Here is a 24,458-nt window from a genome sequence, read left to right as displayed (position 1 = left end):
GCGAAACGATGTTCGGGGACGGGGGAAGCGGTGGGGAGGGACCGGGGATGCTGTTCGCAGGGAGCGGGGGGATCAGATCTCGACGCGGCCGGCCCGCAGCGCGGGGAGCCGGTCCGCGACGGCGCCGGTGAGCGCCTCGTCGTCCGCCAGGTCCACCGCACCGAGCACGCGCAGCAGTGCGCGTACGGCCTCGGCGGGGCGGGTCGACGGCCCCCAGCAGGCGGCGAGCGCCTCGGCGGCCGGATCGGCGGGCGCGTCGGCCCGGCGGGTGCTCTCCGCCCAGGCGGCGAGGGCGAGTTCGAGCACCGGGGTGCTCGCGCCACGGGCCCGCAGTTCGCGCAGGCCCGGCAGCCAGCGCTCGGTGATCTTCACCGATCCGTCGGAGCCGATCTGCCGCAGCAGGTGGTGCATGGCGGGATTGCGGAAACGTACGACGAGATCGTCGGCGTACGCGACCGGATCGGGGCCGTCGGCCGGGAGGGTGGGGGCGACCTCCGCGCACAGCGAGCGTACGAGGCGCTCGCCCCAGTCCGCCGCCATGGTCTCGGCGATCGTGGTGAGCCCCGCGGCGCTGCCGAGGTAGGCCAGGGCCGAGTGGGAGCCGTTGAGCAGCCGCAGCTTGGTGAGCTGGTAGGGCGCGACGTCGGGTACGAACAGGGCGCCGTCGAGCTCCCAGGGCGGCCGGGGCGCGGTGAAGGAGTCCTCCAGCACCCACTGCCGGTACGGCTCGCCCGTCACGGGGAGGGCGTCGCGCACCCCGAGCGCCGCCTCGGCCGCCGCCCGGTCGGCCTCGCTCGTCGCGGGCACGATCCGGTCCACGACGGTCGCGGGGAAGGCGACGGCCTCGGCCAGCCGGTCCAGGATCTCCGCACGGTCGGGCCAGGCCGACGCACGGATGTAGTCGTGGATCACACGACTCAGCGCTGTGCCGTTGTCCGCCATGTTGTCGCAGGACACGACATTGATCGGGGGTGCGCCCGCACGCATCCGCGCGGCCAGCCCGGCGGCCAGCCGCCCGACCACCGTGGTGAGGGGTCCGTCGGCGGCAGCCGCGAGATCGGCGGCGACCGGCCCGGCCGCGGTGTCCAGCCCGCCCGTCGACGGGGAACGGTGATAGCCCTTCTCCGTCACGGTCAGGGTCACCACCGTCACCTCGGGGTCGGCGAGCAGCGCGTCGACGGTCCTGGCATCGGGGCCCATGGCCAGCGCACCGACGACCGAGCCCACGACACGCGTGCGATGACCGTCCGGACGCCGTTCGGTGAGCGAGTACAGACAGTCCTGGTCCCGCAGGGCGCGTACGGTCGCGGCCGACCGGGGCGCCACCGCGGTGATGCCCCAGGGCTCGCCCGAGCGCGCGGCGGCGTTCTCCGTGAACACGGCCTGGTGCGCCCGGTGGAAGGCGCCGAGCCCGAAGTGGACGACACGGGCGCGCAGTTCGGCCGGATCGACGGCGGGCCGGAGCTCGGGTGGGAGCCGGCGGAGGGCCTCACGGCTCAGCAGGTCGTCGGCGCTCACCAGTCGTGCACCGACCCGTCGAGGCGGCGGGCGACCGGGAGGTAGCGCCGCTGGTAGGGGAAGCGCTCGGCGGCCTTCTCGTCGTACTCGACGCCGAGGCCCGGCTCCTCGGACGGGTACAGCATGCCGTCGGCGAAGGTCACCCCCGTACGGAACACCTCGGCGGTCTCGTCGGGGTGGCCCATGTGCTCCTGGATGCCGAAGTTCGGCACGGTGATGTCGACGTGCACGGCGGCCGCCATGCTGACGGGGGAGAGGTCGGTCGCCCCGTGGGATCCGGTTCGCACCTGGTAGAGCGCGGCGAGGTCGAAGATCCGCCGCAGGTGGGTGATACCGCCCGCGTGGACGACGGTGGTGCGTACGTAGTCGATGAGCTGCTCGGTGATCAGGTGCTGGACGTCCCAGATCGAGTTCATCACCTCGCCGACCGCGATCGGCGTCGTGGTGTGCTGCCGGATGAGCCGGAACGCCTCCTGGTTCTCGGCCGGGGTCGGGTCCTCCATCCAGAACAGCCGGCAGCCCTCGACGCTCTTGCCGAACCGGGCCGCCTCGATCGGGGTCAGCCGGTGGTGCACGTCGTGCAGCAGGTGGAAGCCGAAGCCGAAGCGCTCCCGCACCGCTTCCAGATAGGTGGGCGCGAACCCGAGATAGGCCTCGGTGTCCCAGGGCTGCTCGTCGGGGAGCTCGGTGGCGGCCGGCTCGTAGACCTTGCCCTTGCGTACGCCGTACGTGCCGCCGACCTCGGGCACGGCGGCCTGCGCCCGTACGGCCTTGTAGCCCAGCTCCAGATAGCGCTCGACGTCGTCCAGCAGCGAGGGGGTGTCGGTGCCGCTGGCGTGCGAGTAGACCAGCACGCCCGCGCGCGACCGGCCGCCGAGGAGCTGGTAGACGGGCAGCCCGGCCGTCTTGCCCTTGATGTCCCACAGGGCGGTGTCGACGGCGGCGATCGCGGTCATCGTGACCGGCCCGCGCCGCCAGTAGGCGCCCTTGTAGAGGTACTGCCACATGTCCTCGATACGAGCCGGGTCCTTGCCGATCAGCAGGGGAACCACGTGGTCGCGCAGATAGCTGGCCACGGACAGCTCACGACCGTTGAGCGTGGCGTCACCGAGCCCGGTCACCCCGTCCGTGGTGGTGATACGCAGCGTGACGAAGGTACGGCCGGGGGAGGCGACGAACACCTCGACGCGTTCGATCTTGCTCACAGGTACTCCTTGGTCGCGAAGCACTTGTATACAAGCATCTGTCGCGGAGCAAGGCAATACTTGTGTCGCCCTCCTACGTACGATGTGCACATGGCTCAAACGAACGGGCGGACGAGTCGGCGCGATATCTATCTGAAATTGCGTCAGTTGGTCCTGACCCTCGAACTTCCCCCGGGCGCGGCCCTCTCGGAGAACGAACTCGCCGCGTCGCTGGGCGTCAGCCGCACGCCCGTGCGGGAGAGCCTGATCCTGCTGGCCCAGGAGGGCCTGGTGCAGGTCTTCCCGAAGATCGGGTCGTTCGTGTCACGGGTGGACCCGGCGCAGGTCGCCGACGCGCAGTTCCTCCGGGAGGCGGTGGAGCTCGCCTCGCTCGACGATCTTCCCGAGCGACTCGACCCCGCGGTCGTCGAGGAACTGCGGGGCAACCTGAACCGCCAGCGGCGCGCGGACCTCGACCTGGAGGAGTTCTTCGATCTGGACGAGGCGTTCCACCAGGGCTTGATGCGCCTGAGCGGTCACGGCAACGTGTGGACCACCGTCGCAGCGGCCAAGGGGCACCTGGACCGGGCCCGCCGTCTTGGCCTGCACGAGAACGTGTCCCCGGCCGTCTTCGCCGCCCAGCACCACGAGATCTTCGAGGCGATCGTCGGCGGGAACGTCCCACTCGCCCGCACGGCCATGCGTACGCACCTGCGGGCCGTCTTCAGCGACATCGAACGCATCCGCGCGCACTCGCCCGAACTGTTCGCCACCGACGCCTCGACAGTGCCCGTGCGACGCAACGTCGTCGTCTGGGAGTGACCCCGCCGCCCGCCCCGGCCTCCGAAGAATGCTTCCCGTCTGCAACCAATACACTGCGGCGACGCGTCCGTCACTTCAGCCGCGAATCGGGGGAGTTGCAGAGATGAACGCCTGGAACCCGCAGGGGCCACCGCCGTACGACCCGCACGGCGGCAATGTGCCTCCGCAGCCCCAGGGCCCGTACCCGTACAACACCCCACCGCCGCCCGGCGGTTACCCGCTCAACGCCCCGTACCCCAACGCCCCGTACCCCAACGCTCCTTATCCCAACGGCCCGCACCCCTACCCTCCGCAGCCCGGCCCGCCGTACCCGGGGCCGCTGCCCCAGCGCCGCGTGGGACCGCTCGGGCGGCTGTGGCGCACCGCGGGCCCCATCGCGGTCGGGCGCAAGGTCTTCACGCCGTCGCGGCCGGGCCGGGTCGACGACGAGGTGGTCGCCCGCATCCAGAAGATCCGCACCATCGTCGGCCTGTGCGCCGTCGTGTGGGTGACGCTCTCCTACAAACTCGCCGCGTCCGCGGGGGACATCGCGAGCGACCGCGGCAACCAGGCCTGGATCAACGTCCTTGTGCTCGCGGCGACCTTCCCGGTGGCCGTCGGTGTGCTGATCGCCGCGGCCCGGCCGCCGGCCCGTCAGGAGTTGCTGCGCCGCACCGCGAAGCCCTTCGGCTCGATCCTGGCCATCATGGGCGGCATGTTCGTGTTCCCGGCGTCCGTGCTCACCGGGTTCGTCAGCGGACGGTTCGCCACCAATCCCGTGATGACGGTGGTCACGGTGGTCGTCACGCTGCTCACGATCGTCTGGGTCCTCCCGTTCGTCTTCTACGGCATCGGTATGTCCCTCGTGCATGTCTTCCGCACCGCGGACATCCATGAGACGGTGCCGCCTCTGCTGGCCATCACGCTCGTGTGGGAGATGGCATTGGTGGACATGTTCACAGGGGCCTACGACACTCTGCCGGGGCCCGTCCGGATCGTCGTCACGCTCGGCGCGCCGCTGTCGGTCACCGCGGTGGGCCTCTGGGAACTGCGCCGCCTGCGTACCAACTACGGCCTCACACTGCGCGGCGCACTCATGCGCTGAGGGCGCAGCCCCCGGGAGGGGTCCCGGGGATGGGGCAGCACCATGCCGACATCGAGACTCGTTCTGCGACCCGGGGGAGACCAGGATGAACGAACCGACGCATGCCCTGCCCGAAATGCCGGAACCCACGCCTCCCGAGGACCGGCCGCACGACCCGCTGGCCGTCGCCCTCGGCAACGCCTCACTCCTCGGCGTCGGTTACCTGATGCTGCGGCGGCGCGGACTCGCCGCCGCAGCCGCCGTCGTCACCGTCGTGCTCGTCTCCCGGCTCGTCTCGACCGCCCGGCCGGCGTACGAGATCGCCGTCCTCGTGTGGTGGGTCGCGGTCGTCGCCCACGGGTGGTTCCTGGCGCGCAGGGGCGGCAGTGGGGTCGCTCTGCGAGGACAGCGCGTGGTCGCACTGTGCATCACGCTGTCGGTGCTGCTGGCCGTGGCGCTTCTGCGATTCGACGCCTCCAGAATCGAGGAGAGCGTCACCGAGGCCCGCGAACGCGGCGACTGCGCCGGGGTGTCGAGCGCCCAGGACAGAGTGTGGTTCGGGCATCGGATCGCCGACGCCCCGCTGGCCGCCCGTGGCGACGAGAGCGTGGAGGCATGCGACCGGCTGCGGTCGGCCCGGACGGAACTGAACACCGCGCTGACCGGGAACACCGAGGCCCTGGACAAGGGCTTCGGCACACTCGCGTCCGTCCTCGCCGAACCCGGCAACGAGAAGACGGTCGAGACGGCCCTGACCGGATTCCTCGGGGGCCTGCCCGCCAAGGACCCCTGCACCACCGTCACCGTCACCGACTGGCTCCGCGACCGGAAGCGCAGCAACGACGTACTGGACCGGTCCGCGGACGCGGCCCGGCGGAACGCGCCCGCCGCGCTCGTCGGATGCGGTGACGAGCTGATGGCGGACAGCAGTTGGCAGGACGCCCGCGCGCACTACGAGCGGCTGCTGGACCGCTACCCCGGCGACGAACTGGCGGGCAAGGCCAGGACGGGAGTCCGGAAGGCCACCCAGAGCATCGAGTTGGCCAACGTGCGCAGCCTGCTCGCGCCCGGCTCCGGAACCCAGCCCGAGTACTGCTCCCATCCGGCGAAGTACAGCGGCGCCAAGCCCATGGGCAAGGGCACCAACCGCGCGCTGTTCTACAGCGGCAACACATACGGCCAGGACTACGCCGACAAACTCCCCGGCGCCTGGAAGGCCGCCGACGCGGCCGACGCCGTCCTGGTGGTCTGCATGGGCGAGGACACCTACGGCTCGTCCGTCCGGACCTGCCCGTACCAGGGCCGCTCCTCCGGGTCCACCACGTACGTGACCTTCCACAAGATCGCGATCCCGGTGAAGGTCTACGAGGTGCGCACCGGCAAACTCGTCACCAATCGCAAGATCCAGATCAACGGGTCGAGTTGCCCCTCGCGCATCACGTATTTGACTTTCCGCGACTCCGACTCGGGCCCGCCGTCGACCAGGTACGTCACCGAGTCGACGTCCGATGTGCGCTCCGCGTTCCGACCGCTGGTCGTCCGCTGAGCGGTGGCCCGGCGGGGCGTGGGCCGAGCAGAGGCCGGCCGGGAGTCAGCTCTTGGGGAAGAACTCCAGCACCGCGTTGCCACCTTCAGACCCCGAACCGGCTGTCGACCTTGATGGTCATGGGCGCGGAGAAGTGCCGGAACGAGAACGTCCGGGCCGGCCTGTGCGGGCCGGCCCGGACGGTCACGATGAACTGATCAGACGAGGTCGAACCGGTCGAGGTCCATGACCTTGGTCCACGCCGCGACGAAGTCGTTCACGAACTTCTCCTTCGCGTCGTCGGCCGCGTAGACCTCGGCGAGCGCGCGCAGCTCGGAGTTCGAGCCGAAGACGAGGTCGGCACGGGTGCCGGTCCACTTGACGTCGCCCGTGGCGTCGTCGCGGGCCTCGAAGGTGGTCGCGTCCTCGGACGTCGCCGTCCACGTCGTGCCCAGGTCGAGCAGGTTGACGTAGAAGTCGTTCGTCAGCTTGCCGGGGGTGGCGGTGAGGACACCGAGCGACGACTGCTGGTGGTTGGCGCCCAGGACGCGCAGGCCACCGACGAGGACCGTCAGCTCGGGGCCGCTGAGGGTCAGCAGGTTCGCACGGTCGAGCAGCAGGTACTCGGCCGGCAGGCGGTTGCCCTTGCCGAGGTAGTTGCGGAACCCGTCGGCGGCCGGCTCGAGCGCGGCGAAGGACTCCGCGTCCGTGTGCTCCTCCGTGGCGTCGACACGGCCCGGGGTGAAGGGCACCGTGACGTCGTGACCGGCGTCCTTGGCGGCCTTCTCGACGGCCGCGCTGCCGCCGAGCACGATCAGGTCGGCCAGCGAGACCTTCTTGGAGCCGGAGTTGAACTCCGCCTGGATGCCCTCAAGGACACGCAGCACCTGGGCGAGCTGGTCGGGGTCGTTGGCGTCCCAGCCGCGCTGCGGCTCCAGACGGACGCGGGCGCCGTTGGCGCCGCCGCGCTTGTCGCTGCCGCGGAACGTCGAGGCCGAGGCCCAGGCGGCGGAGACGAGCTGCGAGACGGTCAGGTCCGAGCCGAGGATCTTCGCCTTGAGGGCGGTGACGTCCTCGGCCGCGATGGCCTCGCCCTCGGCCGCCGGCAGCGGGTCCTGCCACAAGAGGGTCTCCTGCGGGACCTCCGGGCCGAGGTAGAGCGACTTCGGGCCCATGTCACGGTGGGTCAGCTTGTACCAGGCGCGGGCGAAGGCGTCCGCGAACTCCGCCGGGTTCTCGTGGAAGCGGCGGGAGATGGGCTCGTAGATCGGGTCGAAGCGCAGCGACAGGTCCGTCGTGAGCATCGAGGGGGCGATCTTCTTCGTGGCGTCGTGGGCGGCCGGGACGGTGCCCTCGCCGGCGCCGTCCTTCGGCTTCCACTGGTTGGCGCCGGCGGGGCTCTGGGTGAGCTCCCACTCGTAGCCGAAGAGGTTGTCGAAGAAGCCGTTGCTCCACTGGGTGGGCGTGGTGGTCCAGGTGACCTCCAGGCCGGACGTGATGGCGTCCGCGCCCTTGCCCGTACCGAAGGAGTTCTTCCAGCCGAAGCCCTGCGCCTCGATCGGGGCGGCCTCGGGGTCGTCGCCGACGCTCTCCGCCGGGCCCGCGCCGTGGGTCTTGCCGAAGGTGTGACCACCGGCGATGAGGGCGACGGTCTCCTCGTCGTTCATCGCCATGCGGCGGAAGGTCTCACGGATGTCGCGGGCCGCGGCGATCGGGTCCGGGTTGCCGTTGGGGCCCTCGGGGTTGACGTAGATGAGGCCCATCTGGACGGCGCCGAGCGGGCTCTCCAGCTCACGGTCGCCGGTGTAGCGCTGGTCGTCGAGCCAGGTGGTCTCGGGACCCCAGTACACGTCCTCCTCGGACTCCCAGACGTCCGCGCGGCCGCCGGCGAAGCCGAAGGTCTCGAAGCCCATCTGCTCCAGGGCGACGTTGCCTGTGAGGATCATGAGGTCGGCCCAGGAGAGGCTCTGGCCGTACTTCTTCTTCACGGGCCACAGCAGACGGCGGGCCTTGTCCAGGTTGCCGTTGTCCGGCCAGCTGTTCAGGGGGGCGAAGCGCTGCTGACCGGCACCGGCGCCGCCGCGGCCGTCGCTGATGCGGTAGGTGCCCGCGCTGTGCCAGGCCATACGGATCATGAACGGGCCGTAGTTGCCGAAGTCGGCCGGCCACCAGTCCTGCGAGGTGGTCAGTACCTCGGCGATGTCCTGTTTAACGGCCGCGAGGTCGAGGTTCTTGAACGCCTCGGCATAGTCGAACTCCTCACCGAGGGGGTTGGCCACGGCAGGGTTCTTGGCAAGGATCTTCAGGTTGAGCCGCTCCGGCCACCACTGGCGGTTTCCGCCGCCCTGAGTCGGGTGCGGGGCGCGCTCGTGTGCGACCGGGCAGCCTCCCGCCTCCGCGGGCTTCGGGTCAGTGACGATCGCATCATGGTTATCAGTCATGAGAGTCCTTCCGAACTGGGTGGATCACGGTGCTCAGGAACTGCGGCTGGTGGAACAGGCGGGGCACAGGCCCCAGTAGATGACCTCGGCCTCGTCGATCGCGAAGCCGCGGTCGTCGGACGCGGTCAGGCAGGGGGCGTGGCCGACCGCGCAGTCGACGTCGGCGACGACGCCGCACGTACGGCAAACGAGGTGGTGGTGGTTGTCTCCGACGCGTCCCTCGAACCGGGCCGGGCTGCCGGGCGGTTCGAGGCGGCGTATGAGTCCCGCCGCGGTGAGTGCGTGGAGGGCCTCGTACACGGCTTGGAGGGAGATGTGGCCCACGCGGTCGCGTACCCCGGAGGCGATCGCCTCGACTCCGAGGTGGTCGCCGCTGCGGACGGTTTCCAGCAGCGCGACGCGGGCGGCCGTCACCCGCAGGCCGACACCGCGCAGCTCCTCGGCGGTGGTCGGAGTACGGGGTGTGGTCATGGCGCCAAACCTAGCGTCCTAAACACGAACAGTTCAAGAAAGCGAAGGTTCCAAGTTTGGTAAGTCCTGCCGAACAGTTCGTCGCCATCGGCCCGTCACCACCTTGACGGGTGACGAAATCCCCTGCGATCATCAACACCTGTTCGGCAGGCGACGTGAGCGGGCCGGGTGACCCCGCCCTCGCCACGATCGAAACCGGATCGCACCCGGATCTAACCCAGGAGGACGAGATGGCGCATCAGCAGAACGCTCCGGACACCGCCCAGGCCGCACGCCGTACGCGATTCGGCACGTTGCCGGAGCGCGTCAGCCCGGCGGACATGGTCGAGGAGAAGCCGGCGACCGTGCCCGACCCGGCGAGGGACACGTACAACTCCGACGAGTGGCTCGTGCGTACGTGCCTGTGAGTCCGGTCGGCCGGGCGGCGGGCCGTGATGTCGGCGACGTACGCTTGCTCATACCTCCGAGGGGAAGCGGATCATGACCACACCGCGGGACCTGTTGATCGTCGCCATGGACGGGGAATCCGGCCGCCCCACGGACCGGGGCAGCCTGTCCCTGGCGCTCGCCGGGGCCGAGGTCGTCGACCTCCTCGGCGCCCGGGCCGTCGCCCTGGACGGCGATCGCGTCGTGCCCGGCGACCCGCCCACCCTGGACGACCCCCTGCTGCGTGAGGCGGCGTCGTCCCTCGTCCGCCAGGAGCCGTACGAGTCGGTGGCGGACTGGCTGTGGCGCCGGGGCCGTGACCTGTCCTCCGCCTATCTGACCGCCTTCGAGACCGAGGGCCAGCTCACCCGCCAGCGCCGCCGCCTGGTGTCCTTCCGGGCCGGTGACGTGGCGCTCGTCGATTCCCCCGCCCGCCGCGGGGCCGTCGACCGCTGGGAGTCGCACGAGCCGGTTCTGGTCGCTCTCGCGACGGCCGCCGGGCTGTACGGCGAGCCCTTTGACGAGACCGAGGCCGCCGAGGACTCCCCGAACACGCCGGACACCCCCGACATCGCCGACGACGCGGTGGCGACGGTACTGGCCGCTGTCAACGACGCGGTGATGGAACTGGAAGCCGTCCGGCAGCGCCGGTCCATCGAGGACGCGGCCTTCGACAACGTCTGGCGCGGCCTGTGACGCGTGCCCGGGCCGGAATACCCATGAGCGACCGGTCGGCTGGGTAAATAGTCGATCGGTCGTATATTGGTCGTATGGGACGGACCAGCAACGCCAGGGAGAAGATCCTCACCGCCGCGGAGTCACTCATCGGGCAGCGGGGATACTCGGCCCTCGGCACCGCCGAGATCTGCAAGGTCGCGGGCGTGCCGAAGGGCAGCTTCTACTACTTCTTCGAGACCAAGGAAGCGCTCGCCCTGGCTGTTCTCGACGAGCACTGGGAGACCCAGCGCGGCGACTGGAGCCGCATCCTGCGCGGCGACGGCGAGCCGCTCCAACGGCTGCGGCAGCTGTTCGAGGAGACCGCGGCGGGCCAGCGGGCCGGACAGCAGAGCTGCGGCACCGTCTCAGGGTGCCTGTTCGGGAATCTGACCCTGGAGCTGAGCAACCAGACCGAGGCCGTTCGTTCGCGACTGCAAGGAATCTTCGACGCACAGGTCGGCATGGTCGAGGAGGTCGTCACCGAGGCCGCGGAGCGGGGCGAGATCGCCATCGGCGACCCCCGCGAGGCCGCCCGCTCCGTCGTCGCCCAGCTGGAGGGGCAGGTGCTCTTCGCCAAGCTCTACAACGACCCCCAGCGCCTCGACGTCCTGTGGGGTAACTGCCTCGCCATCCTCGGAGCCCGGCTGCCGGCGTAGGCCGCGCGTGCTTCCCGCGGCACGAGAACCTTGAGACCCCCGTGTGTCAGCGAACCGCGGTTGTCTGTGCCTGCTTCTTGCGGGCGCGGTACGCCGCGGCCTTGACCTTGTTCCCGCACGACTCCATGCCGCACCACTGCCGGCGCACACCGCGCGACCGGTCGATGTAGACGCGGGTGCATTCGGGGTTGCCGCATTCCTTCAGCAGCGGGACATCGGGTCCGCCGAGGACTTCGACGGCCTGGCGTGCCACGGTGGCCAGCGCCTCTTCGGGCGTCGCAGTCGTCCATCGCCCCGTCGCGGTGAGCTGGGGCGCCGCGGAGGGCTTGCGGGCCGCGCCGTTCACCGCGGCGAGCGCCTCTTCGTCGTAGGCCTTGCCGAGCCGACGGGCCGTGACCAGGTCGTAGACGGCCTCCCGTACGGCGATCGCCTGCTCGACGTCGGCCTCCCGGCTGGGGGAGACGGCGTCGACGACTCCGGACTCGACGTACCAGGCGTCCAGCCGGTCCGGCGACACGAGCGTCTCGAACCGGAGCGTGCGGCGGGCGCGGAGCGTGGCCGCGAAGTCGAGCGCGGGGTTCCCGCAGAAGAAGGCATGATCCAGATTCACGTCACCATTTTGACCGGTGACATTGAGGCATGCAAGGGACGCGGGCGAGGGCTGTCACCGATCAGGCCGGTGCCGGCCCGGCTGCTGTTGCTGCTTCTTCGGGATCTGTTGCTCGAACCAGACGACCTTGCCCGTGCTGAGCCTCGTCGCGCCCCAGCGCTGCGCGAGCTGGTCGACGAGGAAGAGGCCCCGGCCGCCCTCGTCGCCCGGCTGGGCCTGCCGCATCCGGGGCACCTGGGAGGAGTCGTCCGTCACCTCGCAGCGGAGGACGTCGGTGCGCAGCAGCCGCAGCGCGATGGGCCGTGAGGCGAACCGGACGGCGTTCGTCACGACCTCGCTCACCATGAGTTCCGTCGAGTCGAGCATCGACTCCAGGCCCCAGCGGCGAAGTGCCCTACGGGTGAGGCGGCGGGCCTGTCCGGCGGTCAGCGGATGGGGGTCCAGATGCCAGTACCCCACGCTGTCCGGCGGGAAGCCCTCGAACCGGGCCGTGAGCAGCGCGATGTCGTCGTCCCGGGAGCCCGGGACCATGACACCCAGGATGTGGTCGCAGAGCAGTTCGAGCGAGGGCGCGGTGCGTCCGCTCGCCACGGCTCGGAGGCTGGTGCGCAGGGCCTCGACGCCCGTTCCCACGTCCGTCTCGCGCGATTCGACGAGGCCGTCGGTGTAGAGCAGAAGGGTCGCTCCGGTGGGCGCGTGCATCTCCACGGACTCGAAGTCGACGCCGCCGACACCGATGGGGGCGGCCGGTGGGACGCGCAGCACCTCGCCGTGGCCGTCCGGGTGCAGGAGCACCGCGGGCGGGTGGCCGGCGTTCGCGATGAGCAGCCGGTGCGAGATCGGGTCGTAGATCGCGTAGAGACAGGTGGCGATGTGGTCGCTGCCGAGGCGCTGGGCCTGCTCGTCCAGGTGGTGCAGGACCTCGTCCGGAGGCAGGTCGAGCCCGGCGAGGGTCTGCACGATGGTGCGCAGCTGGCCCATGATCGCGGCGGAGGTCATGGAATGCCCCATGACGTCCCCGACGATCAGCGCGACGCGGTTTCCGGGCAGCGGGATCGCGTCGTACCAGTCGCCCCCGACCTGGGCGGTCTTCGAAGCGGGCAGATAGCGGCTGGCGAGCCGGATCCCGGTGGGCTCGGGCAGTGACGACGGGAGCATGGTGTGCTGCAGCGTGTCCGCGACGGAGGCCTCGTGTCCGTACATCACCGCCTTCTGTACGCCGATGGCGGTGTGCGTCGCGAGCTGTGAGGCCACGAGCAGGTCGTCACGCGTGAAGGGGGACCGCTCGGGCCGACGCAGGAGGACGACCGTCCCCATGACGTGCCGGCGGCCGTGCAGCGGGGCGATGATCAGCCTGCGCCCCGGCGGAATCGCGTCCGGCACCCTGGCCAGGGGCCCGAGCAGTTCGGCCACCGCGGGCGCGATCCCCGGCGCGTCACCGAAGGCGGGCCGTCCGGCGAGGAGCAGCTTCGAGAGCCGGCCGGCGGTGTCCGGCCGTACCCGCTCCGAGATGTCCGAGTGCAGGGGATGGGTCTTGACCAGGGGTGACCCGGAGGTGGCGGACGCTTCCGGTTTCCTGCTGACGCTGTGCAGCTGCAGGACGACGGGCGCGGCCGACTTCTCGTCCCCGACGGGGAGCGGATCGTGCAGATGGACGATGATCGCGTCCGCGAAGGCGGGGACGGCCGCCCGGCGCAGTTCGCGGAGCGTCTCGTCGAGATCCATCCCGCGGGCGATCCGGCGGGTCGCCACGTCCAGGTACTGAAGTCGGTCGGTCTGTTCTCCTCCCTTGTCGGAGCCCGGGTCCGGGGAGTTGTCCGGTTCCGGGGCCCGGGAGCCCCTGCCCTCCGCACGGCGGCCGTGCGGAGGGGGCGGCTGGGGGGTCCGGGTGACCCGCGGGCCCTTGGGGGTGGGGTGCTCCGTCACGCGTTTCGTCCCGTCGATGGGCCGCGGTCCGCGGTGAAGGGTCGTGCCTGTTCAGTCGTGCCGTCGGCAGCAGAGGAAGACCTGTTCCTCGGGCGGGACGTCGGCGACTGCCGGGGCGTAGGTGTAGGAGGCCTCCTTGACGATCTCGAAGCCGCCGTCCTCGATGACCTTGTGCAGGTCTTCCAGTACGTAGCCGGAAACCCGGATCGTGTTTCCGAGGAACGGGATCGCGTAGTTGTCCACATCGGCCTCGACCATCGAGAGGACGAAGAGACCTCCGGGAACCAGCAGGTGGCGGACCGTCTGCAGCGCGAGGGGAATCTCCACGCGGGGCAGCATCAGCAAGGAGAAGAAGGCCGCGACGGCGTCGAAGCGGCCGAGGTCGTGCGGGCCGCCGGGGCGCAGGTCGGCGATGTCCAGCTGGTGGAACGTCGCCGCCGGAACGTACTCCCTGGCGAGCTGCACCATCCTGCGCGACAGGTCGACGCCCACCACCTCGAAGCCGGCGTCCGTCATCTGGCGCGTGGTCGGCACTCCCGTACCGCAGCCGAGGTCCAGCACACGCGAACCCGCCGACAGCGAGTCGATCAGCCATTCCCCGGCGGAAAGCTGGCCCTCCTTGTGGGGGAAAGCCTCGTCGTAGCGGTCGCCGATGGCGTCAAAGGCTTCGGCCTGACCGCTGCGGTCAAACCGAATGCTCTCGTAGTCAGCGCCATTGCTCATCTTGGTCACGAAAGTGGCCTTTCGTAGCTCAAATTGAATTATTCCACAATCGCATGATCGGCGGTCGCGGGTGAATCCAGGTGTTCACGGGCCGCGAGCCGCGCCGCCCGTGACCCGCGCCGCCCCTGATCGTGCCGGGGTCTTGCCCGGTCGGCGGAAACACGTCACACTGATACCGAACGAATGGTCGGTTGGGAAGCTGGTATCGATGACCACGACACACTCCACCGAGGTGCCGCTCCAGGAGTTGCAGCAGCAGTTCGACACGACGATCGCGCGGGACCAGCGGGTCGAGCCGCGCGACTGGATGCCGGACGGCTACCGCAGGACGCTGGTGCGGCAGATCGCGCAGCACGCGCACTCGGAGATCATCGGCATGCAGCCGGAGGGCGAGTGGATCACGCGTGCGCCCTCGCTGCGCCGCAAGGCCATCCTGTTCGCGAAGGTCCAGGACGAGGCCGGGCACGGGCTGTATCTGTACTCGGCGGCGGAGACCCTGGGCGCCGACCGCGCGGACCTGACCGAGCGGCTGATCGAGGGGCGCCAGAAGTACTCGTCGATCTTCAACTACCCCACGCCGACCTTCGCCGACGTCGGCGTCATCGGCTGGTTCGTGGACGGCGCGGCAATCTGCAACCAGGTTCCGCTGTGCAGGAGTTCGTACGGGCCCTACGCGCGCGCGATGGTGCGGATCTGCAAGGAGGAGTCGTTCCATCAGCGGCAGGGCTACGAGCTGTTGATGACGATGATGCGCGGTACCGAGGCCCAGCAGGCAATGGTCCAGGACTCGGTGGACCGCTGGTGGTGGCCGTCGCTGATGATGTTCGGCCCGCCCGACGGCGACTCGCCCAACTCGGCGGCGTCGATGGCCTGGAAGATCAAGCGGCACAGCAACGACGAGCTTCGTCAGCGGTTCGTCGACATGACGGTCCCGCAGGCCGAGAAGCTCGGCGTCACGCTGCCGGACCCGGAGCTGCGCTGGAACGAGGAGCGCGGCAGCCACGACTTCGGCACCCCCGACTGGGAGGAGCTGAAGCGCGTCATCTCCGGCGGCGGGCCGTGCAACGCCGAGCGGGTGGAACGACGCCGCAGCGCCCATGAGGACGGCGCCTGGGTGCGGGAGGCGGCCACGGCCCACGCGGCCAAGCAGGCGGCACGCGCGCGCGAAGGAGCGACGGCATGAGCGACACCACCCCGGGCACCTCCCAGGGGACCGGCACCCAGGGCACCGGCAAGGGCGACTGGCCGCTGTACGAGGTGTTCGTGCGCGGCAAGCGCGGGCTGAACCACGTCCATGTGGGCTCGCTGCACGCGGCCGACGACGCCATGGCGCTCACCCACGCCCGCGACCTGTACACCCGGCGCAACGAGGGCGTCTCGATCTGGGTGGTGCGCTCGGAGCACATCGCCGCGTCCACCCGAGACGAGAAGGACCCCTTCTTCGCGCCCAGCGCAGACAAGGTCTACCGCCACCCGACGTTCTACGACATCCCCGACGACGTCCCGCACATCTGAGGAGCAGGGCATGAGTGACGACCACGTCTACATGACCCTCGCCGAGGGACACGAGGACGACTCCCGCTGGGCGTACGGCACCGGCTTCGAGGACCCCCTGCACGGCGTGGACACCGCCGTGCCCGAGGGCGTCGACGCGGGCCGGCTGGCCGCCGACTGCGTGGCTCTCGCGGACGACGCGCTGGTCTCCGCGCAGCGGCTGGCCGAGTGGACCACCCGCGCGCCCGAGCTGGAGGAGGAGGTCGCGCTGGCCAACATCGGCCTCGACCTCCTCGGCCAGGCCCGCCTGCTCTACGCACGCGCCGGACAGGTCGACGGCACCGGGCGCGACGAGGACGCGTACGCCTACTTCCGGGACGCGGCGGACTTCAGGAACGTCCGGCTGGCCGAACTCCCGGTCGGGGACTTCGCGTTCTCGATCGTGCGGCTGCTGGTCCTGTCCAGCTGGCGCCTCGCGCACTTCGAGCAGCTCTCGTCGCACCCCGACCCCGTCCTCTCGGCCATCGCCGCCAAGGGCGTCAAGGAGCTGACGTACCACCGGCAGTACGCGGCCGAGTGGGCGGTGCGCCTCGGTGACGGTACGGAGGAGTCGCGCCGCCGGACTCGTACGGCGATGGAGCAGGTGGCCCCCTACCTCGGCGAGTTGTTCACGGCGTACGACGTGCGGGACGAGGTGGTCGCCGTGCTGCGGCAGGTCACCGAGGCGGCCGGGCTGCCCATGCCGGTGTACCGGCCGCTGCCGGGTGCCGGGCGCGGTGGGGAGCGCACCGAGCATCTCGCGCCGCTGCTGGCCGAGTTGCAGAGCGTGGCCCGTGCACACCCGGGGGCGACATGGTGACCGTACTGACGGACGTGCGGCACGCCCGGCACATCGCCGAGCAGGTGCCGGACCCCGAGCTGCCCATGCTGACCCTGGCCGACCTCGGCGTCCTGCGCGCCGTCGAGATGACCGCGGACGGGACCGTCGTCGCGAGTCTGACGCCGACCTACTCCGGCTGCCCGGCGATGGCCGAGATGCGCGCGGACGTGGCGGCACGGCTGCGCGGCGCGGGATACGCACGCGTGGAGATCCGTACGGTCCTGGACCCGCCGTGGACGAGTGACTGGATCACCCCGGAGGGCCGTCGCAAACTCGCCGAGCACGGCATCGCGCCGCCCGGAGCCGCACCCCGCCACGCGGCCGGTCCCGTTCCGCTCGTGCTGTCGCCCGTCCGGCGGACGGTGGCGTGCCCGCGCTGTGGTTCGGCGGACACCGAGGAGACCTCGCGTTTCGCCGCCACGTCCTGCAAGGCGCTGTGGCGCTGCCTCGCCTGCCGCGAGCCGTTCGAGTACGTCAAGGAGATCTGATGGAAGGCCTGAGGGAAGAGCCGGTGCGAGGCCTGAAGGAGGCGCTGGCGCCGGCCACCGCTTCCGGTCCTGCTACCGCGACCGCTTCCGGCCCGGCGGTGCGCCCGCGTGTCCGCACCCGACGCCCGGCCTTCCACACCCTGCGCGTCGCCTCCGTACAGCCGTTGTGCGAGGACGCGGCGGCCGTCGGCTTCGAGATCCCGGAGGAGCTGGCCGAGGAGTTCGCCTTCGCGCCCGGGCAGTCGCTCACGCTGCGGCGCGAGATCGACGGACGGGACGAGCGGCGCTCGTACTCCATCTGCTCTCCGGCCGGTTCGGTGCCGCGCATCGGGGTGCGGGTGGTGCCGGGCGGTCTGTTCTCGGCGTGGCTCGTGCAGGACGTACGCCCCGGCGACACCGTCGAGGTCATGGCCCCCACCGGCTTCTTCACGCCCGACCTCACCACGCCCGGCCATCACGTGCTGATCGCGGCGGGCTCCGGCATCACGCCCATGGTGTCCATCGCCGAGTCCGTGCTGGCCGCGGACTCCCGCTCCACGGTCACCCTCTTCTACGGCAACCGGCGCACCGGCACCGTGATGTTCGCCGACGAGCTGGCGGACCTGAAGGACCTGTACCCGGCCCGTTTCCAGCTCGCCCATGTGCTGTCGCGCGAGCCCCGGGAGGCCGAGGTGCTCTCGGGCCGCCTCGACGCCGAGCGGCTCGCCGCGCTCGTCGACGCCCTGGTCGACGTGAAGGGGGCCGACCACTGGTGGCTGTGCGGCCCGCACGGCATGGTCCGTGACGCCCAGGAGGTCCTCGCCGGTCTCGGGGTGCCCGGCGACCGCGTCCACCAGGAACTGTTCTACGCCGACGACGAGCCCGTACGGGAAGTGCGCCACGAGGAGGCCGCCGCCGAGGGGGCCGTCAGCCAGGTGACCATCACCCTCGACGGGCGCTCCACCACCGCCGCCCTCGCCCGGGACCGGAGCGTTCTCGACGGCGCCCAGAAGACCCGCCCCGACCTCCCGTTCGCCTGCAAGGGCGGCGTCTGCGGCACCTGCCGGGCGCTGGTCACCGACGGCAAGGCCGACATGCGCCGCAACTTCGCCCTCGAAGCCGACGAGGTGGACGCGGGGTATGTCCTTACGTGCCAGTCGTACCCGGTGTCGGAGACGCTGACGGTCGACTACGACAGCTGATCCGGCACGGGAGCCGATTCCTTCCCCTTCATGCGCGCGGACCCCATAAAGCAGCCTTATGGGGTCATAGATCGGGCCCGACTACTGACTTAGGCATGCCTTAGTTTAGGCTCCGGGTGAGTACTCCTGATCGATCATCGCTCGAAGGGAACCTGAACATGTCTCGCCCCCTGCGGGTAGCCATAGTCGGAGCCGGCCCCGCCGGGATCTACGCCGCCGACGCGCTGTTGAAGTCCGCAGTGGCCGTCGAGCCCGGCGTGTCCATCGACCTCTTCGAGCGGATGCCGGCCCCGTTCGGCCTGATCCGCTACGGCGTCGCCCCCGACCACCCGCGCATCAAGGGCATCATCAACGCCCTGCACCAGGTGCTCGACAAGCCGCAGATCCGCCTCTTCGGCAACGTCGACTACCCGGGCGACATCAACCTGGACGACCTGCGTGCCTTCTACGACGCGGTGATCTTCTCCACGGGCGCCACGGCCGACCGGGCCCTCGACATACCCGGCGTCGACCTCGACGGCTCGTACGGCGCGGCCGACTTCGTCTCCTGGTACGACGGGCACCCGGACGTGCCGCGGACCTGGCCGCTCGACGCGGAGAAGGTCGCCGTCCTCGGTGTCGGCAACGTCGCGCTCGACGTGGCGCGGATCCTCGCCAAGACCGCCGACGAACTGCTGCCGACCGAGATCCCGGCGAACGTGTACGACGGCATCAAGGCCAACAAGGCCCTTGAGGTCCACGTGTTCGGCCGCCGTGGCCCGGCGCAGGCGAAGTTCAGCCCGATGGAGCTGCGGGAGCTGGACCACTCCCCGAACATCGAGGTCATCGTCGACCCCGAGGACATCGACTACGACGACGGCTCGATCGCCACCCGGCGGGGCAACAAGCAGGCCGACATGGTCGCCAAGACCCTGGAGAACTGGGCCATCCGCGACGTCGGCGACCGGCCGCACAAGCTGTTCCTGCACTTCTTCGAGTCGCCGACCGAGATCCTCGGCGAGGACGGCAGGGTCGTCGGCCTGCGCACCGAGCGCACCACTCTCGACGGCACGGGCAACGTCAAGGGCACCGGCGAGTTCAAGGACTGGGACCTCGGCGCGGTGTACCGGGCCGTCGGCTACCTCTCCGACAAGCTGCCCAAGCTGCCCTGGGACATGGAGACGGGCACTGTCCCGGACAAGGCCGGCCGCGTGATGGAGGAGACCGGCGAGCACCTGCAGTCGGCGTACGTCACCGGCTGGATCAGGCGCGGACCCGTCGGTCTGATCGGCCACACCAAGGGCGACGCCAACGAGACGGTCGCCAGCCTGCTGGACGACCACGCCAACGGCCGTTTGCACACGCCTGTTTCGCCTGGTCCCGAGGCCGTGGACGCCTTCCTCGCCGAGCGGAACGTCCGCTTCACCACGTGGGACGGCTGGTATCGCCTGGACGCCGCGGAGAAGGCGCTGGGCGAGCCCCAGGGCCGCGAGCGCGTGAAGCTCGTCGAGCGCGAGGACATGCTCAGGGCGAGCGGCGCGTAACACCGACCGACCGCCACCGATTCAACGGCCATGTGGGGCCCCGTCGCTATGACGGGGCCCCACACGCGTTCGCCCGCGGTTCGGCCGCCTTGCTTTGTGAAACCGATCGGTTTACGCTTCCCAATGAAGGGAAACCGATCGGTTTCCAAGTGTTCGCGTGCTGAGTTCGGAGAGTGACATGACCGCTATCGAGGGTTCCGTCGTCCTGGTGACCGGCGGCAGCAGGGGGATCGGCAAGGCGCTGGTGGAAGGGCTTTTCGAGCGGGGTGCGAAGAAGGTGTACGCCACGGCCCGTGATCCGCGGACGGTCACGCATCCCCGGGCGGTCCCGCTGGCGCTGGAGGTCACCGACCCCGCGTCCGTCGCGGCGGCGGCCGAGCAGGCCGGTGACGTCACCATCCTGATCAACAACGCCGGGGTCGCCGTGAACGCGTCCTTCCTGGAGGCTCCGGTCGAGGACGTGCGCCGGGACTTCGAGACGAACTTCTACGGACCGCTGCTCACCGCGCGGGCGTTCGTCCCGGTCATCGAGCGCAACGGCGGCGGCCACATCCTGAACGTCCACTCCGTGCTGTCGTGGATCGGCCTCGCCGGCTCGTACAGCGCGTCCAAGGCCGCGGTCTGGTCCCAGACCAACTCCCTGCGGCTCGACCTCAAGCCGCGCGGGATCGGCGTCACCGGGCTCCACGTCGGATACGTCGACACGGACATGGCGGCGAAGATCGACGCCCCCAAGTCCTCGCCCGAGGATGTGGCCGCCCAGGCGCTCGACGGCATCGAGAGCGGAGCGTTCGAGGTCCTGGCCGACGACCTGTCCCGCCAGGTGAAGTCGGGGCTGTCCGCGGACATCTCGGTGCTGTATCCGCAGCTCGTCGCCTAGCCTCCAGCGGCCGCGTCAGCAGTAGACCGATCGGTTTTGGGGCCAACACCGGACGGAGGTACCCTCCGCTCATGGCCAGTACGGACAAGACATCCACGAGGGACCGGCTGCTCGACGCGGCCATGGAGCTCTTCTACCGCGACGGCGTCTCCATCGGCGTCGAGGCGCTGTGCCGGGCCGCCGGGGTGTCCAAGCGCTCGATGTACCAGCTCTACGCCAGCAAGGACGAGGTGCTCGCGGCGAGCCTGGAGCGGCGTGCGCCGGAGTACGCGCGGCAGCTGGACATCGGCGCCGACGACACCCGGCCGCCCCGTGCCCGGATCCTGCACATCTTCGAGCTGCTGGAGCAGGCCTCGACGAAGGACGACTACTGCGGCTGCCCGTTCCTGTCCGCCCTGGTCGAGCTGAAGAACCCCGAGCATCCGGCGAGCGTCGTGGCCCTGCGGGTCAAGGGCGCCCTGACCGAGGCCTTCCGCGTCGAGGCCGAGCGCGGCGGCGCCCGCGACCCCCAGCTCCTCGCCCGCCAGCTCACCCTCGTCTTCGACGGAGCAAGCGCCCGCGCCGGCGCAAAGGCAGAAACCCTGACCGGCCTGACCACAACAACAGCAACGGCCCTGCTGGACGCGGCAGGCGTCGCATAGAGGGAGGGCTCGCGCCCTCCGGGGGCGCGCCCGCAGGGGCGCGGGGAACTGCGCGCTCAGCCACAGCCAACCCGCACATGCAGGACCCCCCCCGGCCCCCCAGGGGCGCGAGGAACTGCGCGACAAGCCACAGCGAACCCGCAGCCGACAACCCACCTACCCCTCCCCGCCCAACCGTCGCAGCCACTCATACGCGGCCAGAGCCGTGAACTCACCCTGCCCACCCCGCACCAACAACCCCACCGTGGCGAACGCCGGATCATCGGCCTGCCCCGCGACATACGGGACGGCGATGCACCGCATCCCGGCCGCATGCGCCGCGGCAGCCCCAGGCACGGCATCCTCAAGGACCACGCAGTCCCCAGGAACCGCCCCGAGCCGACGAGCCGCCTCCAGGAAGACATCCGGAGCGGGCTTGCCGGAGGCGACCTCCTCCGCCGAGACGACCGTCCGCAGATACGCGGACAGCCCCGTGCCCGCCAGGATCGCCTCGATGGCCTGGCGAGAGGACCCCGAGGCCACGGCCATCGGCACACCGTCCCCGGCCAGCAGCTCCACGAACTTCCGCATCTCCGGGTAGACCGGGGTGGACGCGCGGGCCAGCTCCAGATAGCGCCGGTTCTTGTCCGCGAGGAGCACGTCGAGCGGCGCGTCCAGGCCGTACCGCTCTTTCCAGAGCGCGATCGTCTCCTGCGTGCTGATGCCGACGTACCGCTCGTGGTCCGCCCAGGTGAAGTCCGTGACGCCCTGCCCGGCGAGCGTCTGCCGCCCCGCTTCGTAGTAGTTCGGCTCGCTGTCCACGAGCGTTCCGTCGAGATCGAAGATGACCGAAGTGCTGCCGATATTGCTCATGGAATCCAGGATGCCGGGTCCCGAATCCCGACGATCAACCCAGGTCCGTACGCACCGGTCACCCCGGGCCGTACGCACCGGTCACCCCCGGGCCGTACGCCCGATCGACTCCACCAACGGCAGCATCCGCTGCGGCACCCGCTCGCGCAGCGCCACCTCGGTCCGGGTGCGGACGACGCCCGGCAGGCTGATCAGCGCCTGGATCACGTCCTCCAGATGGCCGTTGTCCCGCGCGACGACCCGCGTCAGCAGATCCCCGCCGCCGGTGATCGAGAACGCCTCGATGATCTCCGGCACGGCAGCCAACGCGTCCCCCACGTCGTCGAGATGCCCCTGGGTGACCTCGATGTGCACGAACGCGAGCACCGGGTGCCCGAGCGCGGCGGGGGAGAGCGAGGGACCCGTACCGGTGATGACGCCGTCCCGCTCAAGCCGGTCGAGCCGCGCCTGCAGGGTGCCGCGGGCGACGCCGAGGACGCGCGCGTACTCGCGCACGCTGGTGCGCGGCTGCTCCATGAGCAGCCGCAGGATGCGGGTGTCGAGCTCGTCCACGGCCATGGTCCGTTGGTCTCCCTGTGGTCTTGACTGATCGTTCCCGACTGTACCAATGGCCCAGTCGATCAGGAGCCTGTTGAGCCACTGCCTCCGAACCGCTTACCTTGGGGGTATTCCTGGCGTGAACACGCGCCGTTCATGGCGCCGCGAAGAGCCGGACCGGCAAGGAAGCCGGATCCGGACCCGCGGCGCCATTGCCATGTCCTGAAGGCCCGCCCTGAACAAGGCGCGTCCTGACGGTGGGGTCGACACGAAGTGGGGGCGGGCTGCCGACGGTGAAGAAGATGTTCATGGCTCCGGATCCGGGCCTGGCACGGCTGCGGATCTCGCTGCGGGCGGTGCTCGGCATCGGTCTCGCGGTGGCCGCGTCGGAGCTGGCCGGACTCTCGTTGCCCGCCTCGATCACGGGCGGGCTCGCCGCGCTCCTCGCGCTGTTCACGGTCGGCGACCCGACCGTGCGGGGCCAGGCGGTCACCACCGCCCTGCTGCCCGTCGTCGGCTTCCCCGTGCTCGCCCTCGCGGCCACGCTGCACACGGTGCCGACCGTGCGCGACGCGATCTGGCTCGTCGTGATCTTCTGCGGGGTATACGCCCGACGCTGGGGGCCCCGCGGCCACGCGCTCGGCATCTTCGCGTTCATGACCTTCTTCATCACGCAGTTCCTGCACGCCGTGCCCGGCCAACTCCCGCAGTTGTACGCCGCGATGGCGCTGGCGCTGGCCGCGTCCTCGGTGGTGCGTTTCGGCGTGTGGTGCATCGAGCGGCGCACCGCTCCGCCGGTCGCGCCCGTCGCGCCGGCCGGCCGCGGGCTCTCCCGGCCGACCACCCGCCAGGCCTTCCAGGCGACGGCGGCCTGCGCGTTCGCGATCGCCGCGGGCCAGGTCCTCTCGCACGAGCGCTGGTACTGGGCCGTCGGCACCGCCTGGTGGATCTTCGTCAACACGTCCTCGCGCGGCGAGACCCTCGTACGCGGCTTCCGGCGCGTCCTCGGCACGGTCACCGGCATCGTGGCCGGCCTGCTGATCGCCGTACCGCTGGACGGCGCCCCCGCACCCACCGCGGCGATCGTGGCGGTCTGCGTCTGGGGGATCTTCTACACCGCGGCTCTCTCGTACAGCTGGATGATGTTCTTCGTCACCGTCATGGCCGGTCTGCTCTACGGGCTGCTGGGTGTGCTGCACCCGGGCCTGCTGGGGCTGCGGCTCGCGGAGACCGCCGCCGGGGCGCTCGGTGCCGCGCTCGCCGTCGCGCTGATCCTGCCCGTCACCACGCACGCGGTCACCGACCGCTGGGTGGGCCAGGCCGTGCGTGCCGTGCACGGGTGCACCTCGGCGGCGGCCCGACGCCTCGCCGGTGACCCCGACGCCGACCCCGCGCCGCAGGCGGCGGAGCTGGAGGCGATGCTCGGCAGGGTCCGGTTCGCCCTCGCGCCGCTCGTGCACCCCCTCAACCCGATGCGGGCCCGCAAGGCCCGGGCCCGTCAGGTGCTCGCTCTCCTCGATGACTGCGCCCGGGAGACACGTGGTCTCGCGGCCGTCGCCGCCGACCCGGACGCCTCGTACGACGTACGCTTGACGGCCGCCTGCGGGCGTGTCGAGGCGGCGGTGGAGGTCCTGGTCGGGGCGGTACCGGAACGCGCCGTGACGACGACCGCGGGCGCGCCGGGCCACCACTCCGCGGCCCGGGTCCACCACGCCGGGACCGAGCAGGCGCTGCTCCACCTCCATGGCCTGGAACGGGCCCTCGCCGCGCTGGCCACGCCCCTGCGCGGCTCGTCGCCCGTGAGCGCCTGAACTCCCACCGCATGCACGGCAGTTGGACATCTTGCCCATGAATGAGGCAGTTTCAGCGGCCACGTAGAGGGTGGATCAGGCCGTCGGAC

General features: G+C 70.7%; 24 protein-coding genes. 15 read left to right on the top strand and 9 right to left on the bottom strand.

The annotated features are described in order from the left end of the window. Positions 1-72: 72 nt before the first annotated feature. Both ACFWXQ_RS13595 and manD read right to left on the bottom strand, forming a co-directional pair. Positions 73-1,518, bottom strand: coding sequence for a mannitol dehydrogenase family protein (locus ACFWXQ_RS13595; RefSeq protein WP_383951540.1), 1,446 nt, complete (start codon positions 1,516-1,518; stop codon positions 73-75). Beyond that, positions 1,515-2,723 (bottom strand): D-mannonate dehydratase ManD, encoded by a 1,209-nt coding sequence (gene manD, locus ACFWXQ_RS13590; RefSeq protein ID WP_383951537.1) that lies wholly within the window; start codon positions 2,721-2,723, stop codon positions 1,515-1,517. The genes ACFWXQ_RS13595 and manD overlap by 4 nt, the downstream gene beginning before the upstream one ends. Positions 2,724-2,813: 90 nt before the next feature. Between manD and ACFWXQ_RS13585 the strand changes: the two genes are divergently transcribed. The 3 genes from ACFWXQ_RS13585 (at position 2,814) to ACFWXQ_RS13575 (ending at position 6,133) form a co-directional block, all read left to right on the top strand. Continuing rightward, positions 2,814-3,524, top strand: a complete 711-nt coding sequence (locus ACFWXQ_RS13585; protein WP_143633164.1) for a GntR family transcriptional regulator — start codon at positions 2,814-2,816, stop codon at positions 3,522-3,524. 103 nt (positions 3,525-3,627) lie between these two features. Further along, a complete protein-coding gene (locus tag ACFWXQ_RS13580; RefSeq protein ID WP_383951534.1) occupies positions 3,628-4,608 on the top strand; it encodes a hypothetical protein in 981 nt (326 codons plus the stop codon). An 85-nt stretch (positions 4,609-4,693) separates the two neighbouring features. Next, a complete protein-coding gene (locus ACFWXQ_RS13575) occupies positions 4,694-6,133 on the top strand; it encodes a tol-pal system YbgF family protein (protein WP_383951531.1) in 1,440 nt (479 codons plus the stop codon). 197 nt (positions 6,134-6,330) lie between these two features. Here ACFWXQ_RS13575 and katG read toward each other — a convergent pair whose 3' ends face one another. Continuing rightward, positions 6,331-8,553, bottom strand: a complete 2,223-nt coding sequence (gene katG, locus ACFWXQ_RS13570) for a catalase/peroxidase HPI (RefSeq protein ID WP_383951529.1) — start codon at positions 8,551-8,553, stop codon at positions 6,331-6,333. A gap of 33 nt (positions 8,554-8,586) precedes the next feature. Continuing rightward, positions 8,587-9,024 (bottom strand): Fur family transcriptional regulator, encoded by a 438-nt coding sequence (locus tag ACFWXQ_RS13565; RefSeq protein ID WP_383951526.1) that lies wholly within the window; start codon positions 9,022-9,024, stop codon positions 8,587-8,589. A gap of 230 nt (positions 9,025-9,254) precedes the next feature. Here ACFWXQ_RS13565 and ACFWXQ_RS13560 point away from each other — a divergent pair, with 230 nt between their 5' ends. The 3 genes from ACFWXQ_RS13560 to ACFWXQ_RS13550 all read left to right on the top strand — a co-directional run bounded on the left by ACFWXQ_RS13560 (position 9,255) and on the right by ACFWXQ_RS13550 (position 10,823). After that, on the top strand, positions 9,255-9,431 hold the full coding sequence (locus ACFWXQ_RS13560; RefSeq protein ID WP_383951523.1) for a hypothetical protein: 177 nt from the start codon (positions 9,255-9,257) through the stop codon (positions 9,429-9,431). 73 nt (positions 9,432-9,504) lie between these two features. Next, positions 9,505-10,146, top strand: a complete 642-nt coding sequence (locus ACFWXQ_RS13555; protein ID WP_383951520.1) for a GPP34 family phosphoprotein — start codon at positions 9,505-9,507, stop codon at positions 10,144-10,146. A 74-nt stretch (positions 10,147-10,220) separates the two neighbouring features. Continuing rightward, a complete protein-coding gene (locus ACFWXQ_RS13550; RefSeq protein ID WP_383951517.1) occupies positions 10,221-10,823 on the top strand; it encodes a TetR/AcrR family transcriptional regulator in 603 nt (200 codons plus the stop codon). A 46-nt stretch (positions 10,824-10,869) separates the two neighbouring features. On the opposite strand, the gene ACFWXQ_RS13545 is transcribed toward ACFWXQ_RS13550, so the two are convergent. The 3 genes from ACFWXQ_RS13545 to ACFWXQ_RS13535 form a co-directional block, all read right to left on the bottom strand. Next, positions 10,870-11,433 (bottom strand): CGNR zinc finger domain-containing protein, encoded by a 564-nt coding sequence (locus tag ACFWXQ_RS13545; protein WP_383951514.1) that lies wholly within the window; start codon positions 11,431-11,433, stop codon positions 10,870-10,872. A 54-nt stretch (positions 11,434-11,487) separates the two neighbouring features. Continuing rightward, positions 11,488-13,158, bottom strand: a complete 1,671-nt coding sequence (locus ACFWXQ_RS13540; RefSeq protein ID WP_383951556.1) for a SpoIIE family protein phosphatase — start codon at positions 13,156-13,158, stop codon at positions 11,488-11,490. A 252-nt stretch (positions 13,159-13,410) separates the two neighbouring features. Beyond that, positions 13,411-14,082: a class I SAM-dependent DNA methyltransferase gene (locus ACFWXQ_RS13535; protein WP_384078903.1), complete on the bottom strand. Its 672-nt coding sequence runs from the start codon at positions 14,080-14,082 to the stop codon at positions 13,411-13,413. A gap of 208 nt (positions 14,083-14,290) precedes the next feature. Between ACFWXQ_RS13535 and paaA the strand changes: the two genes are divergently transcribed. From paaA to ACFWXQ_RS13495, 8 genes are all read left to right on the top strand, one after another. Beyond that, entirely contained in the window at positions 14,291-15,265 is a 975-nt protein-coding gene (gene paaA / locus ACFWXQ_RS13530) for a 1,2-phenylacetyl-CoA epoxidase subunit PaaA (RefSeq protein WP_383950930.1), read from the top strand. Beyond that, positions 15,262-15,597, top strand: coding sequence for a 1,2-phenylacetyl-CoA epoxidase subunit PaaB (gene paaB, locus ACFWXQ_RS13525; protein WP_383950928.1), 336 nt, complete (start codon positions 15,262-15,264; stop codon positions 15,595-15,597). Before paaA ends, paaB begins: the two co-directional genes overlap by 4 nt. A 10-nt stretch (positions 15,598-15,607) precedes the next feature. Next, entirely contained in the window at positions 15,608-16,435 is an 828-nt protein-coding gene (gene paaC, locus ACFWXQ_RS13520; RefSeq protein ID WP_383950925.1) for a 1,2-phenylacetyl-CoA epoxidase subunit PaaC, read from the top strand. After that, the gene (paaD, locus tag ACFWXQ_RS13515) at positions 16,429-16,944 is read left to right on the top strand and encodes a 1,2-phenylacetyl-CoA epoxidase subunit PaaD (RefSeq protein ID WP_383950923.1); all 516 of its coding nucleotides are present in this window, start codon (positions 16,429-16,431) and stop codon (positions 16,942-16,944) included. Before paaC ends, paaD begins: the two co-directional genes overlap by 7 nt. Next, the gene (paaE, locus tag ACFWXQ_RS13510) at positions 16,944-18,125 is read left to right on the top strand and encodes a 1,2-phenylacetyl-CoA epoxidase subunit PaaE (protein WP_386268189.1); all 1,182 of its coding nucleotides are present in this window, start codon (positions 16,944-16,946) and stop codon (positions 18,123-18,125) included. The genes paaD and paaE overlap by 1 nt, the downstream gene beginning before the upstream one ends. A 158-nt stretch (positions 18,126-18,283) precedes the next feature. Beyond that, complete coding sequence (locus ACFWXQ_RS13505) at positions 18,284-19,648, top strand: FAD-dependent oxidoreductase (protein ID WP_383950917.1); 1,365 nt, start codon at positions 18,284-18,286, stop codon at positions 19,646-19,648. Between the two features lie 178 nt (positions 19,649-19,826). Continuing rightward, positions 19,827-20,528, top strand: a complete 702-nt coding sequence (locus ACFWXQ_RS13500; protein WP_383950914.1) for an SDR family oxidoreductase — start codon at positions 19,827-19,829, stop codon at positions 20,526-20,528. Positions 20,529-20,599: 71 nt separating this feature from the next. Further along, on the top strand, positions 20,600-21,169 hold the full coding sequence (locus ACFWXQ_RS13495; protein ID WP_383950911.1) for a TetR/AcrR family transcriptional regulator: 570 nt from the start codon (positions 20,600-20,602) through the stop codon (positions 21,167-21,169). 156 nt (positions 21,170-21,325) lie between these two features. Here ACFWXQ_RS13495 and ACFWXQ_RS13490 read toward each other — a convergent pair whose 3' ends face one another. Further along, complete coding sequence (locus ACFWXQ_RS13490) at positions 21,326-22,021, bottom strand: HAD family hydrolase (protein WP_383950908.1); 696 nt, start codon at positions 22,019-22,021, stop codon at positions 21,326-21,328. 81 nt (positions 22,022-22,102) lie between these two features. Further along, complete coding sequence (locus ACFWXQ_RS13485; protein ID WP_383950905.1) at positions 22,103-22,579, bottom strand: Lrp/AsnC family transcriptional regulator; 477 nt, start codon at positions 22,577-22,579, stop codon at positions 22,103-22,105. A 281-nt stretch (positions 22,580-22,860) separates the two neighbouring features. On the opposite strand from ACFWXQ_RS13485, the gene ACFWXQ_RS13480 reads away from it, so the two are divergent. After that, the gene (locus tag ACFWXQ_RS13480; RefSeq protein WP_386268208.1) at positions 22,861-24,369 is read left to right on the top strand and encodes an FUSC family protein; all 1,509 of its coding nucleotides are present in this window, start codon (positions 22,861-22,863) and stop codon (positions 24,367-24,369) included. Positions 24,370-24,458: the final 89 nt, after the last annotated feature.

This window comes from Streptomyces sp. NPDC058697, assembly GCF_042715345.1.
Classification (GTDB): domain Bacteria; phylum Actinomycetota; class Actinomycetes; order Streptomycetales; family Streptomycetaceae; genus Streptomyces; species Streptomyces liliifuscus.
The sequence above is the reverse complement of the archived record's forward strand: the minus strand, read 5'-3'. Positions and strand labels throughout refer to the sequence as shown.

Coding starts and splice junctions, on each gene's coding strand:
- ACFWXQ_RS13535 (WP_384078903.1), bottom strand. CDS start 14,082: ATGAGCAATGGCGCTGACTACGAGAGCATTCGGTTTGACCGCAGCGGT.
- ACFWXQ_RS13555 (WP_383951520.1), top strand. CDS start 9,505: ATGACCACACCGCGGGACCTGTTGATCGTCGCCATGGACGGGGAATCC.
- ACFWXQ_RS13485 (WP_383950905.1), bottom strand. CDS start 22,579: ATGGCCGTGGACGAGCTCGACACCCGCATCCTGCGGCTGCTCATGGAG.
- ACFWXQ_RS13490 (WP_383950908.1), bottom strand. CDS start 22,021: ATGAGCAATATCGGCAGCACTTCGGTCATCTTCGATCTCGACGGAACG.
- paaD (WP_383950923.1), top strand. CDS start 16,429: ATGGTGACCGTACTGACGGACGTGCGGCACGCCCGGCACATCGCCGAG.
- ACFWXQ_RS13550 (WP_383951517.1), top strand. CDS start 10,221: ATGGGACGGACCAGCAACGCCAGGGAGAAGATCCTCACCGCCGCGGAG.
- paaA (WP_383950930.1), top strand. CDS start 14,291: ATGACCACGACACACTCCACCGAGGTGCCGCTCCAGGAGTTGCAGCAG.
- paaB (WP_383950928.1), top strand. CDS start 15,262: ATGAGCGACACCACCCCGGGCACCTCCCAGGGGACCGGCACCCAGGGC.
- ACFWXQ_RS13565 (WP_383951526.1), bottom strand. CDS start 9,024: ATGACCACACCCCGTACTCCGACCACCGCCGAGGAGCTGCGCGGTGTC.
- ACFWXQ_RS13560 (WP_383951523.1), top strand. CDS start 9,255: ATGGCGCATCAGCAGAACGCTCCGGACACCGCCCAGGCCGCACGCCGT.
- ACFWXQ_RS13540 (WP_383951556.1), bottom strand. CDS start 13,158: ATGGATCTCGACGAGACGCTCCGCGAACTGCGCCGGGCGGCCGTCCCC.
- ACFWXQ_RS13500 (WP_383950914.1), top strand. CDS start 19,827: ATGACCGCTATCGAGGGTTCCGTCGTCCTGGTGACCGGCGGCAGCAGG.
- ACFWXQ_RS13580 (WP_383951534.1), top strand. CDS start 3,628: ATGAACGCCTGGAACCCGCAGGGGCCACCGCCGTACGACCCGCACGGC.
- ACFWXQ_RS13495 (WP_383950911.1), top strand. CDS start 20,600: ATGGCCAGTACGGACAAGACATCCACGAGGGACCGGCTGCTCGACGCG.
- katG (WP_383951529.1), bottom strand. CDS start 8,553: ATGACTGATAACCATGATGCGATCGTCACTGACCCGAAGCCCGCGGAG.
- ACFWXQ_RS13585 (WP_143633164.1), top strand. CDS start 2,814: ATGGCTCAAACGAACGGGCGGACGAGTCGGCGCGATATCTATCTGAAA.
- ACFWXQ_RS13480 (WP_386268208.1), top strand. CDS start 22,861: ATGTTCATGGCTCCGGATCCGGGCCTGGCACGGCTGCGGATCTCGCTG.
- ACFWXQ_RS13505 (WP_383950917.1), top strand. CDS start 18,284: ATGTCTCGCCCCCTGCGGGTAGCCATAGTCGGAGCCGGCCCCGCCGGG.
- paaC (WP_383950925.1), top strand. CDS start 15,608: ATGAGTGACGACCACGTCTACATGACCCTCGCCGAGGGACACGAGGAC.
- paaE (WP_386268189.1), top strand. CDS start 16,944: ATGGAAGGCCTGAGGGAAGAGCCGGTGCGAGGCCTGAAGGAGGCGCTG.
- ACFWXQ_RS13575 (WP_383951531.1), top strand. CDS start 4,694: ATGAACGAACCGACGCATGCCCTGCCCGAAATGCCGGAACCCACGCCT.